This window comes from Bacillus stratosphericus (genome assembly GCF_020524495.1).
Classification (GTDB): domain Bacteria; phylum Bacillota; class Bacilli; order Bacillales; family Bacillaceae; genus Bacillus; species Bacillus stratosphericus_B.
Genome location: NZ_JAIVLB010000084.1, coordinates 1 through 2,087, shown reverse-complemented (window position 1 = coordinate 2,087; position 2,087 = coordinate 1). Strand labels below are relative to the sequence as shown.

Below are 2,087 nucleotides of genomic sequence, written 5' to 3'. Positions count from 1 at the left end.
CTGCTAGTTCATCTTCGGACATCATCCACTCTTTAACTGGTCCTGATTTGTATGGATTTTCAGTTGTCTCCAATGTGTTTACCTCCTTTTTAATCATCCCTTTGAGGGACGTTGAGATTATAGATTCTTTCAAGTTCTTTGTCCGATAATTTCTCACAATACTCACGCCCATAAGCCCCGTTTGTAAGACTCAACCACTCGATCATTAACGCTCTTTCTGCAACATTCACGCTTTAATTCCTCCTCTCTTTTTGAGGTGTCTTACAGCTACTGTCTTTAGCTGCTTAGGACAATCTTCATATCTCGCAATCACTTCCAGTTGTCGTGCTGTCGCCTTATCAAATGGCAACAAGATGCTTTTTCTCTTCATGCTTGTTCTCCTTTCCGAAGGCACCGCCTTTGCGTGGTTCAATTTTGCCTAACTCTGCTTGGTCTATTATCAACAGCAGTATGTCATCCACTTTTCTTGCCAAACGATTTGCAATATGTCTGATTGGCTCATGATCCTCCCACATCTTTTGAAAGGCTGTGATGTCTGTCTCGCACCAAATGAAATCGCTGTGCGGGCAAGCATAGTAAACTGGTTGTTCTTCAAAGAGCTTACGTAATTCTCTCTTCTTACTGCTCATGACGCTCTTTTTGATGTACATTTGATCGTTTGCGCCTACGCCGTTAGGTCGTTCTTTGATCTTTCCTCTTTTTGAAAAATCAATCATGAGTAACAATACTTCTTCTGCAGGACGGTTAAATAACTCCGCCATTTCGTTTAATGACCTCCCTTCGTACCAGTAATCCAAAAAATGTTTAAGACCAACAATTGTCCATTCGAAGTTGACATGATCCAAAATGATTCTAGTGACACTCATTTCGCAATTTCCTTCCTGCGACCAACCTCTTTGTGCACAAGGTGCATAGATGTCGCCAGATTTCTTTCTACGAGCCAATAACTTGGGTTCAACCCATTTACTACTAAAATATTCCTTTCCGTTCTAGTGGGCTTTCTACCGCCTTTTTTCATGATGGTTCCTCCTTGTGTTTTTCGTAGTCTTTTAAACTTGCTTGCAGGTGATCTATTAAACTATCAACCTTCTCAGATGTGATTTTGCTCATGTTTTACACTCCCTTAGAACGGCAATACTTCTTTACGCTTGTCCGATGTGTCTTTAAAAATGATGTATTGCTGCTTTTGGGTGATGCGTGATACTAACTTGCTGTCATACATTTGATACAGCTTTTCGCTAGTGAGGTTTGTTGTATAAATCGTCACTTTATCCTGCCTAGCGGATGTGACTTTGTAGATGAGGCGATGAATGAAATCACTGGCTTTACTATCCGAATGTTCTGACCCTGTTTCTGCACCGATGTCATCTATCACGAGATAATCAGCTTCACCCATCAACTGAGTCACATACGCTTCTGTATACTTGCTCTCTTTGTTGCTGAATGAATCTTTAATTGCCGTTGCAGCATCTTCCATATTGATAAACAAGCATGATCTTCCTTTGTCTTTAGGGTTGTCGGGATCAGGAGGCACGTTTAGTTCTCTAAGTGCTGCATATGCAAGATGACTCTTCCCCACTCCTGGATGGCCCTGCAAAAAGATGTTGAACACTTCACCTTGTTGCAAGTGTTTAACAAGATCCATCATTCGTTTTTTATTCTTGGTCTCTTCTGGCTCAGCAACATTGTAATTTTCAAATGTTGCTTGTGAGACAGTTCGATCCCTGAACATGCTGCGCTTTTCCAACATGTTAAATTTCTTCTGACGCTGGCTATATTCAATCTGACTTTCTAAGTCTTTTTGCAATTTCTTGGACTCTTCTTCCAGTTCACATCGAGGGCAAATAACTTTCCCATTCATCACCATCATTCGGACAGGTTTTACAACATCTTCACTGCCACGAGTGTATGTGTGCTTATTACAGTAATCAGAATGGAAGGTCATTCTTGCGTTTAAGGACTCCGCCACCACTGATTTGATGCTCTGCACGTTTTATCACCCCCGCACCTTCATTCAGGTATCCTTCAAACTTGGTTCCAAACAATGTCGTTGGCTGCAAGTATTTATTCATCTGATCGTTTTTAAG

The 2,087-nt window shown here is 41.2% G+C and carries 5 protein-coding genes; all 5 read right to left on the bottom strand.

The window, feature by feature from the left end; genetic code table 11:
* Positions 1-89: 89 nt before the first annotated feature.
* Positions 90-230: a BH0509 family protein gene (locus tag LC033_RS16485; RefSeq protein ID WP_312887879.1), complete on the bottom strand. Its 141-nt coding sequence runs from the start codon at positions 228-230 to the stop codon at positions 90-92.
* A 108-nt stretch (positions 231-338) separates the two neighbouring features.
* Entirely contained in the window at positions 339-866 is a 528-nt protein-coding gene (locus tag LC033_RS16480) for a hypothetical protein (protein WP_226570307.1), read from the bottom strand.
* Entirely contained in the window at positions 863-1,018 is a 156-nt protein-coding gene (locus LC033_RS16475; RefSeq protein WP_226570305.1) for a DUF6906 family protein, read from the bottom strand. The genes LC033_RS16480 and LC033_RS16475 overlap by 4 nt, the downstream gene beginning before the upstream one ends.
* A 105-nt stretch (positions 1,019-1,123) precedes the next feature.
* Positions 1,124-1,990 (bottom strand): AAA family ATPase, encoded by an 867-nt coding sequence (locus tag LC033_RS16470; RefSeq protein WP_226570303.1) that lies wholly within the window; start codon positions 1,988-1,990, stop codon positions 1,124-1,126.
* The coding region (locus LC033_RS16465; protein WP_264188797.1) for a conserved phage C-terminal domain-containing protein at positions 1,929-2,087 on the bottom strand (159 nt) is incomplete at its 5' end. The genes LC033_RS16470 and LC033_RS16465, both read right to left, overlap by 62 nt.

Coding starts and splice junctions, on each gene's coding strand:
- LC033_RS16480 (WP_226570307.1), bottom strand. CDS start 866: ATGAGTGTCACTAGAATCATTTTGGATCATGTCAACTTCGAATGGACA.
- LC033_RS16475 (WP_226570305.1), bottom strand. CDS start 1,018: ATGAAAAAAGGCGGTAGAAAGCCCACTAGAACGGAAAGGAATATTTTA.